General features: G+C 42.8%; 20 protein-coding genes. 12 read left to right on the top strand and 8 right to left on the bottom strand.

Annotated elements, in window-relative coordinates; all coding sequences use genetic code 11:
* Positions 1-178: 178 nt before the first annotated feature.
* Positions 179-1,312 carry a flagellin gene (locus OCU30_RS03595; protein ID WP_077311529.1) on the bottom strand — a complete coding sequence of 378 codons (1,134 nt, stop codon included), beginning with the start codon at positions 1,310-1,312 and terminating at the stop codon, positions 179-181.
* Between the two features lie 1,170 nt (positions 1,313-2,482).
* Between OCU30_RS03595 and OCU30_RS03590 the strand changes: the two genes are divergently transcribed.
* The gene (locus OCU30_RS03590; protein ID WP_077311527.1) at positions 2,483-3,622 is read left to right on the top strand and encodes a flagellin; all 1,140 of its coding nucleotides are present in this window, start codon (positions 2,483-2,485) and stop codon (positions 3,620-3,622) included.
* Positions 3,623-3,652: 30 nt separating this feature from the next.
* Here the strand turns inward: OCU30_RS03590 and OCU30_RS03585 are convergent, their stop codons facing one another.
* Positions 3,653-4,567, bottom strand: a complete 915-nt coding sequence (locus OCU30_RS03585) for a Dyp-type peroxidase (RefSeq protein ID WP_077311525.1) — start codon at positions 4,565-4,567, stop codon at positions 3,653-3,655.
* Between the two features lie 16 nt (positions 4,568-4,583).
* Positions 4,584-5,090, bottom strand: a complete 507-nt coding sequence (locus OCU30_RS03580; protein ID WP_077311523.1) for a DUF2919 domain-containing protein — start codon at positions 5,088-5,090, stop codon at positions 4,584-4,586.
* A gap of 162 nt (positions 5,091-5,252) precedes the next feature.
* Here OCU30_RS03580 and OCU30_RS03575 point away from each other — a divergent pair, with 162 nt between their 5' ends.
* The gene (locus OCU30_RS03575) at positions 5,253-5,591 is read left to right on the top strand and encodes a DUF2956 domain-containing protein (protein WP_077311521.1); all 339 of its coding nucleotides are present in this window, start codon (positions 5,253-5,255) and stop codon (positions 5,589-5,591) included.
* A gap of 44 nt (positions 5,592-5,635) precedes the next feature.
* Here OCU30_RS03575 and OCU30_RS03570 read toward each other — a convergent pair whose 3' ends face one another.
* A complete protein-coding gene (locus OCU30_RS03570; RefSeq protein ID WP_077311519.1) occupies positions 5,636-5,920 on the bottom strand; it encodes a winged helix-turn-helix domain-containing protein in 285 nt (94 codons plus the stop codon).
* Between the two features lie 210 nt (positions 5,921-6,130).
* On the opposite strand from OCU30_RS03570, the gene OCU30_RS03565 reads away from it, so the two are divergent.
* The 4 genes from OCU30_RS03565 to OCU30_RS03550 are packed head-to-tail and all read left to right on the top strand — an operon-like array spanning position 6,131 to position 8,532.
* Positions 6,131-6,478: an ArsC family reductase gene (locus OCU30_RS03565; RefSeq protein WP_077311516.1), complete on the top strand. Its 348-nt coding sequence runs from the start codon at positions 6,131-6,133 to the stop codon at positions 6,476-6,478.
* A 15-nt stretch (positions 6,479-6,493) separates the two neighbouring features.
* Positions 6,494-7,633, top strand: coding sequence for a succinyl-diaminopimelate desuccinylase (gene dapE, locus OCU30_RS03560; RefSeq protein WP_077311514.1), 1,140 nt, complete (start codon positions 6,494-6,496; stop codon positions 7,631-7,633).
* An 8-nt stretch (positions 7,634-7,641) separates the two neighbouring features.
* Positions 7,642-8,316: a M15 family metallopeptidase gene (locus OCU30_RS03555; RefSeq protein WP_205408765.1), complete on the top strand. Its 675-nt coding sequence runs from the start codon at positions 7,642-7,644 to the stop codon at positions 8,314-8,316.
* Between the two features lie 9 nt (positions 8,317-8,325).
* A complete protein-coding gene (locus OCU30_RS03550; RefSeq protein WP_077311511.1) occupies positions 8,326-8,532 on the top strand; it encodes a DUF2897 family protein in 207 nt (68 codons plus the stop codon).
* 30 nt (positions 8,533-8,562) lie between these two features.
* Here OCU30_RS03550 and bamC read toward each other — a convergent pair whose 3' ends face one another.
* Positions 8,563-9,600: an outer membrane protein assembly factor BamC gene (gene bamC, locus OCU30_RS03545; protein WP_077311509.1), complete on the bottom strand. Its 1,038-nt coding sequence runs from the start codon at positions 9,598-9,600 to the stop codon at positions 8,563-8,565.
* Positions 9,601-9,661: 61 nt separating this feature from the next.
* Positions 9,662-10,537 (bottom strand): 4-hydroxy-tetrahydrodipicolinate synthase, encoded by an 876-nt coding sequence (gene dapA, locus OCU30_RS03540; RefSeq protein ID WP_077311507.1) that lies wholly within the window; start codon positions 10,535-10,537, stop codon positions 9,662-9,664.
* 293 nt (positions 10,538-10,830) lie between these two features.
* Between dapA and OCU30_RS03535 the strand changes: the two genes are divergently transcribed.
* Together OCU30_RS03535 and bcp are read left to right on the top strand one after the other, a co-directional pair.
* On the top strand, positions 10,831-11,373 hold the full coding sequence (locus tag OCU30_RS03535; RefSeq protein ID WP_077311893.1) for a glycine cleavage system transcriptional repressor: 543 nt from the start codon (positions 10,831-10,833) through the stop codon (positions 11,371-11,373).
* A gap of 12 nt (positions 11,374-11,385) precedes the next feature.
* Positions 11,386-11,856 carry a thioredoxin-dependent thiol peroxidase gene (bcp, locus tag OCU30_RS03530; RefSeq protein WP_077311505.1) on the top strand — a complete coding sequence of 157 codons (471 nt, stop codon included), beginning with the start codon at positions 11,386-11,388 and terminating at the stop codon, positions 11,854-11,856.
* Positions 11,857-11,941: 85 nt separating this feature from the next.
* Here the strand turns inward: bcp and OCU30_RS03525 are convergent, their stop codons facing one another.
* A complete protein-coding gene (locus OCU30_RS03525; RefSeq protein WP_077311503.1) occupies positions 11,942-13,021 on the bottom strand; it encodes an AI-2E family transporter in 1,080 nt (359 codons plus the stop codon).
* Between the two features lie 374 nt (positions 13,022-13,395).
* Between OCU30_RS03525 and bepA the strand changes: the two genes are divergently transcribed.
* The 3 genes from bepA to wrbA are packed head-to-tail and all read left to right on the top strand — an operon-like array spanning position 13,396 to position 15,820.
* Positions 13,396-14,874 (top strand): beta-barrel assembly-enhancing protease, encoded by a 1,479-nt coding sequence (gene bepA / locus OCU30_RS03520; protein WP_077311500.1) that lies wholly within the window; start codon positions 13,396-13,398, stop codon positions 14,872-14,874.
* 17 nt (positions 14,875-14,891) lie between these two features.
* On the top strand, positions 14,892-15,242 hold the full coding sequence (arsC, locus tag OCU30_RS03515; RefSeq protein WP_077311498.1) for an arsenate reductase (glutaredoxin): 351 nt from the start codon (positions 14,892-14,894) through the stop codon (positions 15,240-15,242).
* A complete protein-coding gene (gene wrbA, locus OCU30_RS03510) occupies positions 15,239-15,820 on the top strand; it encodes an NAD(P)H:quinone oxidoreductase (RefSeq protein WP_077311496.1) in 582 nt (193 codons plus the stop codon). The genes arsC and wrbA overlap by 4 nt, the downstream gene beginning before the upstream one ends.
* Before the next feature lie 114 nt (positions 15,821-15,934).
* On the opposite strand, the gene OCU30_RS03505 is transcribed toward wrbA, so the two are convergent.
* Positions 15,935-17,149, bottom strand: a complete 1,215-nt coding sequence (locus OCU30_RS03505) for a DUF2066 domain-containing protein (RefSeq protein WP_077311494.1) — start codon at positions 17,147-17,149, stop codon at positions 15,935-15,937.
* A 217-nt stretch (positions 17,150-17,366) separates the two neighbouring features.
* Here OCU30_RS03505 and OCU30_RS03500 point away from each other — a divergent pair, with 217 nt between their 5' ends.
* A complete protein-coding gene (locus OCU30_RS03500; protein WP_077311492.1) occupies positions 17,367-18,611 on the top strand; it encodes a uracil-xanthine permease family protein in 1,245 nt (414 codons plus the stop codon).
* The last annotated feature ends 63 nt before the right edge of the window (positions 18,612-18,674 follow it).

The raw sequence follows: 18,674 nt of genomic DNA, 5'->3' as shown, positions 1-18,674 counted from the left end.
TCTCTCACCTCTCTCCAGCACATCTCATTTCTCTCGTCACTTATAACGGCTTCAACATCAAAATCTTTAAATAATTTATATAAAGTAACCTAAAATCCATTCAAAACGTGAATATGATCAAAATTTTGTGCAAAAAAAATCCAGCCTAAGCTGGATTTTTGTGGAAGATATCTTGAAATTAGCCAAGTAAACTTAATGCGGCTTGTGGCGCCTGTTTTGCTTGAGCCAATATAGAGCTAGAAGCTTGTGACAAGATTTGTGATTTCGTTAATGCTGTGGTTTCCTTCGCAAAATCTGTATCTTCGATACGACTACGCGATGCATTCACATTCTCATTAATGTTGTCTAAGTTATTTATCGCATGACCAAAACGGTTTTGGAAAGCACCTAAATTTGCACGTTGCGAGTCAACATATTTCATTGCTGCATCGAGCACGCCTACGGCTTCCTGAGAACCACCGACAGAAGTCACATCAATATCGTCAACCGTGACTTTTTGGCCTGCTTGAAAACCAAGTTCATCGGCTAATCCACCGGAAAATGCCACGTCACCATTGACTTTATTTTCGCCGGCAAAAACTTGCAATCTTCCTTCATCATCAACAGAGGCTTGTACCGCATCCGTTTGACCATTGATATAAGTGGCAACTTCTTCAATATCATCACCTTCTTTGGCGCTGATGTTAATAGTCTGTGCTTCGCCTTTTTTATCGGTGTAATTAATCGTTAGATCATTGGCTGTACTTTGTACTTCCCAATCTTGACCTTTGCCGTTCGCTGCTTGGTAAGATGTTCCACCCATTTCAGCGTTATCACTGCGCATGTCTTTTAGATTAAGGTTGACCGCCTCACCACTACTTGCGCCGATTTGGAACGATTTAGATCCGTAGGTACCGTTTAACAACTTGTTACCACCAAATGATGTCGTTTCCGCGATACGGTTTAACTCATCGTTCAAAGCACCCACTTCTTCTTGAATAGCGACACGGTCATCTTTAGAGTTTGAGCCGTTTGCTGATTGTAAAGAGAGGTCACGCATACGCTGCAGAATGTTGGTGGTTTCATTCATTGCACCTTCCGCGGTTTGAGCAATGGATATACCATCATTTGCGTTACGTACCGCAACATCTAAGCCGCGGCTTTGTGATGTTAAACGATTAGAAATTTGTAGCCCCGCAGCGTCATCTTTTGCGCTGTTGATTCTAGAACCGGAAGACAAACGCTCCATAGAGGTTTGTTGTGAGCTGTTCGCTTGGTTCAAGTAACGTTGTGCAGTCATCGCTGACACATTAGTATTTACATTTACTGCCATGGTGATCTCTCCAATTGATTTTCCGGTAATGCAGGTTTCCGACGTCTCGGAAAACCAAGTAGTTCTCTCAAAGTTACTGTTTATAACGACCTAATATTCTAAACCTTTAATTTTTTTTCTAAGATTTATAAAAATCCATATAAATGAACAATAAACGTACACTCTCTTATAAAAACAAAGAGAAAATTCAAGGTGAACTAACGAGGTGAGATAAGAGAAGTAAATAGATAAATGTGCGCTTCCTAAGCGCTTAATAAACAAGGCATGAGATTATTGCTGCGTGGCGTTTGCTTACCTGATTGAGGCTGACGCTTTGTCTAATGTTAAGGTGCCTATTATTGAAACTGAAAACATAAACGTGGCATCGAACTTACCCACCCCAGACGATACGCGCTCATCACCAATTTTAACCTATTGATTTTAAATTAATATTTTTAATGTAGAAAATATTTAGTGATACCTAATAAAGACCATCAAATTTATATCGTTCAAAAAGCATCACCACTTTGTCTCAGCGGTCAACATAATGTGAGCAATCGTTAACCACTTTTCTACTCCTTAATGGCTATCTGCCATTAATTGGCTAACTAACCCTTAAAAGACTTATGTAACGTCATTAATCATGTCACCTAAAAATCACTCGTCAATACTCAGTATTACGACCATCAATTTCATTCTTTTCTCGTCACGACCCTTGACGTATTTATCAAGTTAGCTCTCAACGATAACCATATTAATCATCATGCATAAGGAGAGACTTCGGCGAAATCACGCTACTCAATAATACCGTAATGTACGATATGACAATTTTCACTTTAATTTAAAAAAATAAATTACAAAACAATAATTATCATTTATTTAAATGATAAAACCTTAACTTATAAGAAATTAGTTTAATAACTCATTTAATCGAGGCTTAGTATACTATTTAAACGCAACATTATGAGGTTTTATGTTTTATAAAAAATAAAAAGAACAAAAAATAACCACAACAAATCAACTAGTTGCGTATAAACACCTCTTTATTTGTCTCATTAAACAGACAAAACCATCTTTATTGTATTTTTCTTTAATTTTTACTAAAGAATAGCTCACAGCTACCGTTACTATTCCGGTATTACGTACGCAAACCGCTTTAGCGCGGCTTTTATTTTTGTATCGGAGTTGATTGTGACCATTAGTATTCGTAGTAATGTTGCCGCATTAAATGCTAGAAATCAGATAAGTAAAACTACCCAGAGCCAAGCAAAAGCAATGACTCATTTAGCCTCTGGATCGCGACTATCAAGTGCAAGCGACGATGCTGCAGCCCTGCAGCTCTCTACCCGCTTATCATCACAAAGTCGCGGACTGGATCGCGCAGTACAAAATGCACACAATGGTATCTCTGTTATTCAAACTGCGGATGGAGCAATGTCAGAGACTAATGATTTATTGCAACAAATGCGAACACTGGCTCTACAAGCGGCCAATGGTGTCAACAATGATGATGATCGCGATGCGCTGCAAGGTGAAATAAGTGCCCTAAATAAAGAAATGAACCATATCGCGGAATCAACGACTTTTGGCGGGGATCAATTACTTAACGGACGTTATGGTACAAAGTCTTTTCAGATCGGAACAGACAGTGGTTCAGCCGTCAATTTAACGTTAAAGAATATGCGTAGTGATGCAGCAATGATGGGCGGTAAAAATTTTCAAGCACAAAAAGAAACTAACCATAATTGGGAAGTACCGAAAAACAGAACTCAACTAAATATTACATTTAATAGCGGCGATAGTAGTGAGGCATCTAGCATCAATATTACGGCTAAAGCGGGCGATGACATTGAACAATTGGCGACATATATCAATGGGCAAACAGATAACAAGGTCATAGCATCAGTCAATGAACACGGTCAACTACAATTATTTTCTGGTAACAGCTTACATAATGGCAACGTCGAAATTGACGGTTCTCTCGCTGAAGAATTAGATATACAACCACAGGCCACCTCTACGGTTGATGATATCGATGTATCAACCGTAGGTGGCGCACAACAAGCCGTTGGAGTGATTGATGCAGCATTAAAATATGTCGGAAATAGCCGCTCTGATGCTGGGGCGCTGCAAAATCGGTTTGATCATACTATTAGTAACTTAAATACCGTCAACCAAAACATCACCGCTTCCAATGGCCGCTTGCGTGATACAGATTTCGCCAAGGAAGCCACGCAGCTAACCCAATCTCAAATTCGCTCTCAAGCCTCAAGTGCCGTTTTAGCTCAAGCAAAGCAACTGCCGCAGACGGCCCTTAACTTACTCGGATAAGACAAAAGAGCAAACGCCCTTTTATCTGATCTATTCATGACGCACGTTAGTGGTTAGTTGCTGCAGCATTGCTAGTGAAGGAGCAAATAGATACGCGCCAGTCTTAGCCGTTGTAAATCTCAACATTTGGTCGGTTTTATTATCTTTATGTCCGTACATACTTTCCAATAAAACCTGAAAGTTATGTGCGGTATGACAATAAGCTAAAAACAATAGACCATGTGCTCCTGTCGCCGTTCCATAAGGTAAACTATGACGAACTATTTTTAGACCTTGTCCGTTTTCTTTAATGTCCACTCGGCCGACATGAGATGCAGTAGGCACATTATCCAACTCGACCGAATCAGCTTTGGTACGGCCAATCACTTTCTCTTGAGCTGACACATTCAATCGCGACCATGCAGGCAGTTGGTGTTCATAGCGTTGCACCATTACATAACTTCCGCCGGCCAATGGCCCATCCTTAATCACAGCAACATTATGGCGTTCGTTGCCTTCTGGATTTTCCGTACCATCAATAAAGCCTGTCATATCGCGTGAGTCAAGGTAGCGAAAACCGTAAACCTCATCAACAACCGTGACATATTCTGCCATCGGTTCTAAGCACTTACGTAGAAGATAAAACAGCAGATCATGGCGCTGAGAGTGAGCATGGATAAGAAAGTCCATTGCTGTGCTCGGGGCGATAATTTTATCTTTTCCTAACTGTGGAAAATCAATCAGTTCATCAGGGATTGGAGCTGAAAAATGCTGCCAAAATTGCCGTGAAAATGACACACTAACAACCAAATGCGCATCTGGTTGCTGTTGATTAATCTCATCAACCAATGCTGGGATAGACTGTAGCGTTTGTAGTACTTGCTGATGGTTACCCATCACATTAAACATGGCATATACCGCAAAAGGCCCCGTTTCCGGCACGATTGCAGACTGGGTTTGTGACATAATAGTTTACCCTTACTTAATCTTTACTATCTATCAAAGTGTCACCTGATGGTGAGATAACTTGATGATTATTGTTCATTTGGAAACAGACGCTCAGTCGACGGCTATTACAGACGTATAGCACCATCCATAATAAAAATAGCAACGATATACCATTAAACCATTCAAACTTTCCATGTTGCAGTATGACATAGTATACACCCAAGCTCGCTTGAGCGATGAGACTTAACAACGTAACTTTTCGCGTAAGACGATGAATCCATTGAGTCATAATAACTCGCTCAGGATGACGTAAATGAAGACACCACATCATAATGACCGCAGGAAGACCTAACGCTAATTCGGCATAAAAATGTGAACGCTGCGGATAGCAAAATGCTAAAATATCGACACCATTGTGCCGTGTTGCCCCTGCCATGACGAAAACTAGCCAGGCTTTAGAGAGCCAAAACCAAGTCAACCATAGCCAGATCGGCGTTTTTAAAAAACCATGCTGGTCATAATCCTCAAGTGAATAACGCACAAGGCCCCTTTAAATCTCGACAAACAATGCTCTGTACTTTATCTGGATTGTGGATGAACGTCTTGCTTTGTTCTGCATTTTTGCCAAAATCTTTCATCCTCAAAATCTGATGTTAGGCGCCTATTTTGATTAATGGTAACCTAATAGAAAAGGAGTAAATAAATGAAACCTAAAGCTTCCCCCCGTCCGTCGCCCGAAACCCAACAAGAAGCAATGCAAGTGGCTAAAGCGACTCAACGTCCAGGACAAACGAAGGAGCAAACGAAACTCATCGCCCAAGGTATTGAGCACGGTATTGCGCTGTATAAAAAGCAACTTAAAGAGAAAAAACGCCAAACAGACAAAGAAAAGAAAAAACAACAGAGCACCAACACCCAACCAGCTCATAGTATGGAATCGCCCCTAAAAAGTCAGTCTTCTCATTCTTACATCTCCGCGTTACCTTGGACATTATTAGCACTAAGTTGGTTAGGCTTTTTATCGTACCTCGTTTTACTATAGCCTTTAGGCTTATAGAATAAGCCAGCCTATAAGCTGGCATTGATTCAATGAAGCCCTAATGCTTGGGCAATATCATCTTCGCGCTCTAATACCCATTGGCAATCAAATGGTCCCCAATCTGACAATTGGTAATAACCATCATTGTGGCGACGGCCATCTTGCACAAACATCAGTTCAATCCCAATGCCTGGTAATGCACGAATGACATCTTGGATCGTGCGGCGCGGCCATCCCGTTTTTTCAATCAATTTAGGAACATTAGGTCGGTCTAAACATTCCACCAATAACGCAAGATATAATCTTCTTGCAAATACAGGACTCAATTCCATTCCTACCTCATTCCTTTTTTCTCTTCATATCTTCATTATTTCTGTTTTATGATTCTCTGTGTTGAGTTTGATCAATAACTATTCAATCACTCGATTTTTGAGCTGTTTTTCTGTGCTTCAACACTAAATACGAATACCTTTTGTCAGCGTTAGAGCTTCCTGCTAGGATTTATCCATTTTGTATAAACATTCAGTTTGAGAAGGATAGTTATGAAAGTAATCATGTATGGTATTCCCAATTGCGATACCATTAAAAAGGCACGTAAATGGTTAGAACAAGCGGGTATTGACTATCAATTTCACGACTACCGTAAACAAGGCGTCGATGAAGCTCTGATTCAGCAGTTTTTTCATCAACTTGATTGGCAGCAAGTAGTAAACAAACGTGGAACGACATATCGCCAATTAACACCAGAGCAAAAAGATACACTGACCGCAGAAACCGCGGCGCCTTTATTGGTTGAGAACCCTGCAATGATTAAACGTCCAATTTTACAAGTTAATGATCAACTTCATCTTGGCTTTAAAGCCGATCAATACGCCGCTCTTTTCTCTTAATATAGGAATTCAAGGATGACGACAGATAGCCCTGTACTAACACTTGCCATTGACCTCATGAGTCGCCAATCCGTGACACCAGAAGATGCGGGGTGCCAACATGTGATGATTGAGCGCCTTAAAGCTCTTGGTTTTGAGATAGAAACGCTGGTATTTGAAGATACCACTAACTTATGGGCACGCCGTGGAACTGATGCGCCACTATTTGTGTTTGCCGGTCACACTGATGTAGTTCCGGCTGGAAATCTCGACCATTGGCATACTCCCCCGTTCCAACCAACGATCAAAGATGGGATGTTATATGGGCGTGGCGCTGCTGATATGAAAGGCTCTCTCGCCTGTATGGTTGTAGCCGTTGAGCGTTTTATCGCACAGAACCCTAACCACTCAGGCTCTATTGCTTTTCTCATTACCTCCGATGAAGAAGGCCCCTTTATTAACGGTACCACTCGCGTCGTTGATACACTCAAAGCTCGTGGAGAAAACATTGATCTCTGTATTGTCGGCGAGCCATCGAGCACCGAATATGTCGGAGATGTTGTCAAAAACGGCCGTCGTGGTTCCATTACTGGTGACTTAATTATCAAAGGTATCCAAGGCCACGTTGCCTACCCGCATATTGCTCGTAATCCTGTTCATCAAGCACTGCCTGCACTGACTGAACTGGCCACAACGCAATGGGATGAGGGTAATGATTACTTCCCGCCCACGAGCTTCCAGCTCCCAAACTTGCACGCGGGTACAGGCGCATCAAACGTTATTCCTGGTCAATTTAACGTACAATTTAATTTTCGCTTCAGTACCGAATCAACCGATGTTTCTCTCAAACAGAGAGTGACCGATATCCTCGATAAACACGAATTAGACTATGAATTAACTTGGACACTCAGCGGTCACCCATTCTTAACCGATGCTGGCGACCTTCTAGAAGCGGTGGTGAAAGGCGTTCAAGAAGTGAATAAAGATGCACCTCAACTTCTTACCACTGGCGGCACATCGGATGGACGCTTTATTGCGGCTATGGGCGCTCAAGTTGTTGAATTGGGACCGGTCAATGCAACTATTCATAAAGTTAATGAATGTGTACGCATCGACGATCTTGAGAAACTCACGGATATGTATCAACATACGCTTAAGCATTTGTTCTCAGAGTAAGGCCCATGATGACCCCGCAGCAACTCACCGGTAAAACCGACGAACATCTAACGCCATTGACCTTAGGTGTGAAATCATTTCTTGTGCATCCTGAGGTTTATCAAGATCTCTTAGCATTATCACAAGCGGCGATAGCGGCGGGTTATGACTTCCATATCGCCAGCGGCTTTCGTCCATTCGAACGCCAATGTTGGATTTGGAATCGTAAAATGTCTGGTGAAACGCCTATCAAAGATGCGAATAACTATCCTCTTGATAGCCAGGTATTATCAGAACACGAAAAAGTAATGGCGATTTTACGCTGGTCGGCTTTACCCGGTGCAAGCCGACATCATTGGGGAACTGATTTCGACGTTTATGCCCATAATACCTTGCCAGAAAAGAGATCATTGCAGTTAGAGCCATGGGAATATCTTTCTGGACATCAAGCGGCGTTTTACCAGTGGTTATCTACAAACCTAACTACGTTTGGCTTTTACTTCCCCTATCAGCAAGGAGGAAGTGGTGTTGCCTTTGAGCCTTGGCATATCAGCCACCGTGAAACAGCAAACCGCTATTTGCAACAATTAACCTTGCCTGTACTGGCTGATGAGTTGCGATACAGTGATGTGTTAGGCAAAACCAGTATCCTCGCGTCGCTGCAAAGCATCTATAATGATTATGTCATCAACGTCAGTGATTAAGGGGAGATTATGGATCTGCTGTTTAATCCATGGGTCATTATCATGGTTGTACTCTGCGTCATCATAGGAAACATTGCGGCTTTGAAGTACACCTCTAAGATAAAACTTGATCAATGGTCAAAAAAAGCACCGCCGAGCTCAAAAGAGCCCAAGACAACAACTCCATCTACATTATCTTCTCAGCGAGAAAAAAACGTCAATAAAAAAGAGCGCTGATGCGCTCTTTTTTATTCGATGTGACAAATATTATTGCTGTTTTTCAGGCTCTGACTTATCAATCAGTGCTTTCCAAGCAGTGACTATCTGCTTCATCTGTTTTTCAGGGATAGGCTTATCTTTAGCATTTGTCACGTTAATCGAGGTGCGGTTGCTCAAATCACCCAATAGCAACGTATACTTGCCCGTATCCAAGTCAAGTGGCTGCAAGTTATGCTTAGCCAAAACATCACTATCAATACCGACATAACGGACTTTAACAGTACCTTGAGAGTGATTGCGATCAGTAATATTAAAGCCTAGTGTCGGTAATAACGACGTGACACGTTGCCAGAAAATATCATAAGGTGCACGAGCGATGATCACCGGTAAACCACTGCGGTCTGTCCCCATCGCTACAGGAATATTACTAACCATAGCTTGCGCTTTACGACGCTCGGCAGCACGACGTTGTTCATCGTAATGCGTCGTCATCAGATTCGTCATATAGGCGGTATAACGCTGACGCTGTGACAAAGTCGCTTTCTTATCGCTGTCTTTTTGACGCCAATCAATGAGCGATATTTTAATGCCATAACGATGATTCGCCTCCACACGCTGAATGTGATATCGCGTATCAATTTCACTGTCTTCATCTTTTGATGTCCAGCGAATCCAACTGGTTTCGAGGTTATTATCACTCTGTTTAACAACCGATACTTTACCTTTCTCGATCATATCGAGAGTGGATTGCCAAGCACTGTCAGCATCGGATTTTTTGACCACCCATAAGGTCACGCTACCATTTTGTACTTGCGCGCGTGCTCCAGGAATCAAATTTAAAATTTGCTGCGGAGGACGAATATCGACATCCGGCCCAACTTGACCTTTATAATCGCCTTGAGGGATCTGATAATTGGGATAATAATGCGACTGAGCGTCTTTTGGCATTGTCCAATCATGAAAGTCCTTTGCATTTAGATACGCAAAACTATCCTTTGCCTGACGTCTTTCTGCAGGACTGCTTGAACAAGCACTCAAAACTAACACAGCCAGTGAGCTAAGCACTAGCTGACGAGAACACTTCATTGAAACTCCTAAAATTGCCGAGGCTTTATCGCTCGGCATTGTAATCGAAAGCAACCAATCTTTAAATTTTGGCGTGAGCAATAGCTTGGGCAACAATCGGGCGAGCTTGTTCAGTCAATTCGGTCAAAGGTAGACGAAGATCACCATTTTCAATCAAACCAAGTTGCTTAGCAGCCCACTTCACTGGGATTGGACTTGATTCCACAAAGAGATCTTTGTGTAGTGGCATCAGACGATCATTGATTGCATCGGCTTCATCATATTGTTCATTTAAAGCAAAGCGCATCATGTCTGCCATATCTTTCGCAGCAACATTATTGGTTACCGAAATAACACCTTGACCACCAGCTTTGACAAAGTCTAAGCCCGTCGCATCATCACCGCTGAGTAATGCAAACCCTTCACTGCATAAGGCGCGATGCTGCGCAACACGGTCAACATCACCCGTGGCATCTTTTAACGCAACAATATTATTCAGTTTCGATAAACGAGCTACGGTTTCCGGTTTCATATCGACGCTTGTACGCCCAGGTACGTTATAAAGAATCACGGGTACATCGGTCGCTTCGGAGATCGCTTTAAAATGTAAATACATACCTTCTTGCGTTGGCTTATTATAATATGGAGTCACACTGAGATAACCGGCAAGACCTTTATTATTTAATACGCGCGAAAATTCCACGGCCTCATGAGTTGCGTTGGCCCCCGTACCTGCGATGACAGGAATACGTCCGGCAGCGAACTCGATCGTCTTTTCAACAACTTTGATATGTTCTTGCACCGTTAACGTGGCCGACTCTCCCGTTGTTCCGACAGACACAATCGCGTCAGTACCCGCATCAACGTGAAAATCCACTAATTTTTTAAGCCCTGCATAATCGACGTCACCATTGGTCTCAAAAGGTGTGATTAACGCCACGATACTTCCTGAAAACATGTCTAACTCCCTAGATGAATACTTATTGCATGGTACTGCAACGTTGTTGTGCAATACAAGGGATTAAACACGCATAAACAGACCATTTTGTGAATATTCATCGATAAAATTTGCTATGGATAAAAGTCATATACGAGAGTATGTCAGAATGCTCTATGTACCTGCGTCAGCCTTGTGCTATTTCTCGGTTAACCCGTCTCTGCAATACCGTATAAAATCGGTGCGTCACCGTCCTTCCTATCATCGCGTTATGTGATACCATTTAGTAAAGCCGACAAGACGAAGATGAAATGATGACCCAACACCTTGTGATTACCGCCATGGGCACTGACCGTCCAGGTATTTGCAATAAAATCGTGCAACTAATCACTCAATCTGGCCTTAATATTGTCGATAGCCGAATTGCGTTACTGGGCGAAGAGTTTTCACTTTTGATGATGGTTTCTGGCTCATCCAGCGAATTATCTCGTATTGAAACGCACTTACCTGCATTTGGTATGGAGCATGGCCTGATCACCATGATGAAGCGAACGAAGTTAAAGTCTGGCCTTAATCATACTTATATCGTTGAAGTGTTTGTAGAGTCTGATGATCGCCCTGGTCTGGCCGAAAAAATTACGACATTTTTTGCCCATCGTCAGATTGGCATTGAAGCGCTAAGTGCACAAACCGATCGCCCTTCCACGACTCATGCCAATGGCGAGAATTTTCATATGACACTCAGTGCTAAGGTCAACGCCGATTATAATCTAGTACAGTTACAAACTGAGTTTGCACAACTTTGCTCTACATTGAACGTCTCTGGTACTCTGAATTTTATTAAAAATAGCGCTTAAAAAGGATCAATGATGACAACATTACAAGCTGGCGTAGCAGCCCCTGACTTTACCTTACTCAATCAAGATGGCAAGTCTGTCTCTCTTAGCGATTTTTCAGGCAAAAAAGTTCTCGTCTATTTTTACCCAAAAGCAATGACCCCAGGGTGTACTGTGCAAGCGCAAGGGCTGCGCGATATTAAAGCTGAACTCGACGCTCATAATGTGGTGGTATTAGGCATTAGTATTGATGCCGTTAAGCGTCTACCGAAATTTATCGAACGCGATAATTTGAATTTCACTCTGCTCTCTGATGAAGATCATGCTGTTTGTGAAAAATACGGTGTATGGCAATTGAAGAAATTCATGGGTCGCGAAAACATGGGAATTGTACGCACCAGTTTCCTTATTGATGAGCAAGGCAATATTGAACATGTGTTTAATAAGTTTAAAACCAAAGATCATGATCAAGTAGTATTAAATTACTTAAACGATAACGCATAGTATTGTATGCAGCCTATCTAATATGACATAAAAAAGCGCCTCATAAGGGCGCTTTTTAGTCTCATAGCAACACATTCAATCGTGGTTAGTCCGATGTAGACTCAGCATAACTGATTTCTTCTATTGCAGGTAAGGCGTGCCATACCGCTTTTACTAAGGTCGCTAACGGGATTGCGAAGAACACTCCCCAAAAACCCCACAAACCGCCAAATATCAATACTGCGGCAATAATCGCCACCGGATGTAAATTGACTGCCTCAGAGAATAGAATCGGTACAATGACATTACCATCAATGATTTGTACCACGCCATATACTATCATCATGGTATAAAATTCCGGCGTTAATCCCCATTGAAACAAGCCCACAATTGCTACAGGTACTGTCACTACCGCTGCGCCAATATATGGAATTAATACCGACGCGCCAACGGCAACAGAGAGCAATACAGCATAGCGTAACCCCAAAACAGCAAACGTAATGTAGGTGGCAATCCCCACAATCACGATCTCTAAAGCTTTGCCACGAATATAGTTAGAAATTTGTTCATTCATTTCACTCCATACTTGCGCGGCTAATACACGATTTCGTGGCATTATCCGCCCAAATCCACGTAACATTTGTTGCTTATCTTTAAGAATGAAAAAGACTAAAAGTGGCACTAAAATTAAATAGACGGCCAAGGTGGCAATACTCATCAGTGATGATAACGACCCCTTTAATGCCGACTCACCAAACATGAGTGCTTTATTTTTTGCATTATCCATTAAAGGCTCAACAATATCTAAGTTTGCTAACTCAGGATAACGTTTCGGTAACGACATAACCAAGCGCTGCAAGTCAGTATACATACTCGGAATATCATTAACTAAATTAGCCACTTGTTTCCAAACCGTTGGGACTAACCCAAACAGAGCAAATAACATCAGCCCAATAAACACCAGTAACACCAAGATAACAGCAGGCGTCCTTGGTAAATGCCAACGTTGTAAGTGCATAACCGGCCATTCCAATAAATAAGCCAACACCACCGCTACTAATAATGGTGCTATAAGATGCCCAAAAAAGTAAATAGTCACAAAGCCGATGATCAATATGGCTAATAAGCTCACTGCATTAGGGTCAGAAAATCGTCTTTTATACCAACTTTGGACCAGTTCTAGCATGTGGTTATACTCCTGTATTCGATACCATGCCCTTCATGAAAAACGTTTTTACTTCGCTCTGTCACGAACAAGCATCGTAACTTACTAAGCTACCTAATCAATGTCGACAAAAAATCCAATAAAAGTGTTATAAAAACATACTCTCATGGTTTCATTTATTCGTTGAATGATTATGATAGGTGTCAGCGCAGTCAACCGCACCAACGCCCATACGAGTGACTCGGGTTAACGCTATATCGCATTGTATCGTGTTTACTATGGGGAAACACTGAATGCTTTCTCTATTTCAAACAAGTCAGCCTATGGTGTTATCAAAGAAACCTTTTTTGAGCCCCATGGTCTTAAAATCAGTTGTTTTAGGAGCTCTCTATAGCATGATGTTTATCAAAACAAAGCGTTCATTGCTGTGCTTATGTCTCGCCTCTGCTTTGTCGATTCTGCCTGCCGAATCAAGCATGGCCGAGCCTAATCGTACAGATCTACCTGATATGGGCACCGTCGCTAGCTCTACCCTATCGATAAGCAAAGAATTGCAATATGGCGATGCCTATATGCGCATCTTGCGGGCAACACAGCCTATTATTAATGATCCGGTCATGAATCAATATCTTGATGATTTAGGACATCGTTTAGTTGCGCATGCTGATAATGTCAAAACGCCATTCCAGTTTATTCTCATCAATAACCACGTCATCAATGCGTTTGCCTTTTTTGGAGGGCATGTCGCTTTGCATTCTGGGTTATTTTTGCATACCCATTCAGAAAGTGAATTAGCCTCAGTGATGGCACATGAAATATCGCACATTACTCAGCGACATTTAGCACGTCGCATGGAAGATGAAGCGCGTAATACACCGGCAACCGTTGCCGCGATAGCCGGTTCCTTACTGCTAGCCATCGCTTCACCTCAGGCAGGTATTGCAGCGATCAATGCAACAATGGCCGGGCATATTCAAGGGCAATTGAATTACTCGCGCAGTAATGAGCAAGAAGCGGATCGTTTCGGGATGCGAACACTTGAAAAATCGGGATTTAATGTCATGGCAATGCCGAATTTTTTCAGCCGTTTAGCGGCGCAATATCGTTATTCATCCAAGCCACCACAAATGCTATTGACTCATCCATTACCACAATCACGAATAACCGATACGCGCCAGAGAGCCCAGCAATATCAGCCCCATCATCCAGCGCCCTCGTTATCATTTTATTTAGCTAAGGCTCGTGTTATTGCACGCTATAGCGGGTTAAAAACAGAGTCTGCTTTAGATTGGTTTTCTCGTCATAAAAAAAATGCGCCAACCGCAATGAAGCCAGCATTCGATTACGGTCAAGCATTAGTTTACCTTGATACTGATAAGCTTAGCCAATCAAAAAATCTGTTAATGCCATTATGGAAGCAAGACCCGGATAATCCTTTTTACCTAGATGCCATGAGCGACTTATATTTAGCACTAAAGGAAGGCAAACAAGCACAGACGATGCTGAGCAATGCACTTGAAAATAATCCCAAGAACGCCATTCTCTTGATTAATTACGCTAATGTTTTATACGAGGAGAAGAATTTCCAGCAAGCTATCCATGTACTGCAACGCTATACTCATACACACCCTAGTGACGTCAATGGTTGGGATTTATTATCAAAAGCCAATAGCCGTTTGGGTAATGAACAAGAGGTATTAGCCGCTCGTGGAGAAATATTGGCATTAAAAGCACAGTGGACAAAAGCCATTCAATACTATACTCAAGCGAGTCAACTCGCTAAGCTGGGCAGTCTCGAACAAGCGCGTTACGATGCCCGTATTGATCAATTGCTCGTTCAACGTGATCGTTTTACAGCATTACAGAAAAATTAAAGGGATAGGAAGATACTATGTCAGTCGTTATTTATCATAACCCAAGATGTTCAAAAAGCCGTGAGACCTTAGTGCTACTGGAAGCGAATAATATACAACCACAAGTAGTGAAGTATTTAGACACGCCCCTATCGGCAGAGCAGCTGAAAACATTATTCGCCAAACTTGGCTTAGATAGCGTACGTAAAATGATGAGAACCAAAGAAGACGCTTATAAAAGCCGAAACCTTGGTGATGAGTCTATTAGCGATGAAGCGCTATTTAACGCGATGGCCGAAACCCCTAAATTGATGGAACGCCCAATTGTTGTTAATGGGGAACAAGCTCGTATCGGCCGTCCACCTGAAAATGTTCTTGAGATTCTATGAGTACACAAGTCGTTGTTCTGTACCATAGTCGTCATGGCAGTACACGGACTCTTGCTCGGCATATCGCGCGTGGTGTTGAATCCGTCAACGGGTGTGAAGCATTACTGCGCACGGTTGCTGAGTTTGATGACCACCAGCATGAAGCTTTGGATCCAGTGTTAACGATGGCCGAGCTAAAGTCATGTGATGGCCTCGCCATGGGCAGTCCGGTATGGTTCGGTAATATGTCAGCCCCCTTAAAACACTTTTGGGATCAAACAACATCGCTATGGGTTGGCGGCGATCTCATTGATAAACCCGCGTGCGTGTTTACATCATCGTCCAGTTTGCACGGCGGACAGGAAACGACACAAAATACTATGATGTTGCCCTTGCTCCATCATGGCATGATGATATTAGGTATTCCCTATTCAGAACCCGTATTGCATAGCACTCGTCATGGGGGAACACCCTACGGCGCAAGCCATGTAAGTGGGCATAATGAGGGGTTGTCGCCAGATGAGATTACACTCACGCAACGCTTAGGCCGGCGTCTTGCTTTAGTCGCCTCACAAATGCAAGGGCTCAGCACAATTTAACTCGTGCTTTACAACGACAATACCATTAAGCAATAAAAAAGCGCAGCCATTGGCTGCGCTTTTCGTATTGTAATACGCTTTATGGCTAGCTACTGTTGTACTAGCCAATCCCTATTATTCATTCCAAATGAAATGCATTGTTGGCATAGTGGGAGTTGCTGGTTGTGTGTCTTGGCTTTCTTCTGATGACGTTTCACCAAGTGACTGCGAACCTCCAGAGTTTATCGTCATTGCCGACTTATCATCGGTCTCTGACGATGACGCTAGCCCAGTTTCATCGACTTGGCTATTTTGCTGCGCAAACTGAGGAACATCTTCTACGGTCATCCAACCACTCTGCTCATCAGAACTTTGTACCATGCTATTGCGTAGCACTTCTTGCTTAAACACCTCTGGCTGCGTCAACAAGTGGATACGATATTGCACATCATCACCTTGAATATGTTGTACGCTTACTGACGCGACGGAGCTTAATGAAGTCAGCATTTTCTCGATGTTAAAGAAATCTTGAGCTTTAGTCACATGACTAAAATCTGCAGACAATGATTGAGACGATTGTTCAGCGACCTTCACGGCACCTTGTTTAGCGTAATAGTCACTAATAGTATCAACCATAATATTTATCGCTTCATCGCCGCTTGCTTGCCCCGTAATTGGCTCTTTAAAGTCATCTTGTAATTCATGCGCCGATTGATCGTATAGTGTCCAATGCAGGTCATCCCCTTCAGCTTGAACCACCATAATCGCATCTGTTGGATAACGCGCGCTGGCTTTGCCGATAGCATCAGTGAACCCGCCCCATAAATCTGTCGTCGACAAATCGGTGACATCAGAAAAGTCCCCTACAGGAACCGTCAACGGTAACCCACGAACCGTCGCTTCTTTATGCATATTCTGTAACAGCTTTGAAGCACTATGCTCCCAGATAATACGGCGATCATAATCGGTGTCTTTAACTAACCACACCAAAATAGTCGGGCGCTGTTCTGGCCAAAACGGTAATTGAGCTTGGGTCAGCAATTTATGGATATGTACCGGGCTAAAACCTAGCTTAACCACTTCTTGCCCTTGGTCGTTATTGGTGCTGCTCGTCTGGGTGAGATACTGACTATTATGGTTAAGAGCTTTCTTTACCACACTATTTTGCAACGCAGACTTAGAACCTGTGGCACGAACCAATACCTGCTCCATACCTTGGATACGAATTTGGTTATCGGATTGACCACTTTGCGGGTCCACTGTCACTTGCGTGTGATACAGATCCACCTTGGTCACTGCAGCAGCAGGCAGTGACATGAAACCTATTAACAATAAAGCTAAATAGCGCATAACATTCTATCGTTCCCTATTCATGAGGTTTGATGATAAGCAAGTATCGAACCCCGAGCAAGGGATGGTCTTCAGGATAGCGTCAAAATTCTCTTTTTCTCCGCCTTTTTCTCACCAACACAGCTAAAAAGCCGATATTTTTATACTGATCGCATATGGTAATCGATTACAGAAGTGATAAAATCTGCAAAATTTTTTTAGCATCAGGGAAAATACGATGAAAAATGCCATTATTGGCGCACAAATGTTATTTGTAGCATTTGGTGCACTGGTTCTTGTTCCACTATTAACGGGATTAGATCCTAACGTTGCACTATTTGGGGCGGGAGCGGGCACCCTTTTATTTCAAATTATCACTCGCCGTTCCGTGCCAATTTTCCTTGCATCTTCTTTCGCCTTTATTGCGCCTATCACCTACTCGACACACACATTTGGTATTGCGGCAACGATGGGTGGACTCGTTGCCGCAGGCTTCGTCTATGTCATACTCGGGGCGGTTATTAAAGTGCGTGGCGTTGGCTTCATCCATACATTATTACCCCCAGTGGTTGTTGGCCCGGTCATTATGGTGATTGGCCTAGGCTTAGCACCATCCGCTGTCCACATGGCAATGGGTAAGTCCGGTGATGGTGGCACTCAGCTCGTCAATGGTGACTACGCAATATGGATAGCGTTAGCGTCACTTATCACCACTATTATCATCAGCGTATTTGCCAAAGGTTTTTTCCGCCTAATCCCGATTTGTGGTGGTATTTTAGTCGGTTATATCATGTCATTATATTTCGGAGTGGTCGATTTCACGCCAGTACATCAAGCAGCTTGGCTATCTATCCCGAATTTTTCTGCGCCCGAATTTAATATTAATGCGATTTTGTTCATGATTCCTGTGGCCATAGCCCCAGCAGTGGAGCACGTCGGCGATATGATTGCGATTTCTAACGTAACAGGCAAAGATTATTTAAAGAAACCTGGCTTACATCGCACCATCACTGGTGACGGAGTGGCGACGATTATGGCCGCTTGTTTAGGCGCTCCACCAAATACCACCTATAGTGAAGTCACCGGTGCGGTAACCTTAACGCGTGCCTTTAATCCTGTGATTATGACATGGGCCGCTGTCACAGCCATCGTACTTGCATTAGTCGCTAAACTCGGCGCGCTCCTACAAACCATTCCAGTACCTGTGATGGGCGGCATTATGATCTTGCTGTTCGGATCTATTGCTACCGTTGGACTTAACTCGCTAATTAAACACAATGTGGATCTTCACAAATCACGTAATTTAGTGATTGTCGCCGTGATTCTAGTGTTTGGTATTGGCGGTATGGCATTCGGTGTAGGGAATTTTAACCTGCAGGGTGTCAGCCTATGTGGCATCGTGGGAATTGTATTGAATTTAATATTACCCAAAGATTTGGGTGAAAACCATGTTGTCGATAGCACACAGTACGATGAAGACTAATTCGATAGGCTAATCGTCTCTCATGCTCAAAGCCCTCACGAGTTGGACAGCCAACCTTGGGGG

Origin of the sequence: Vibrio palustris (assembly GCF_024346995.1) — a bacterium.
Lineage (GTDB): Bacteria > Pseudomonadota > Gammaproteobacteria > Enterobacterales > Vibrionaceae > Vibrio > Vibrio palustris.
This window is presented reverse-complemented; position numbering and strand designations above follow the sequence as displayed.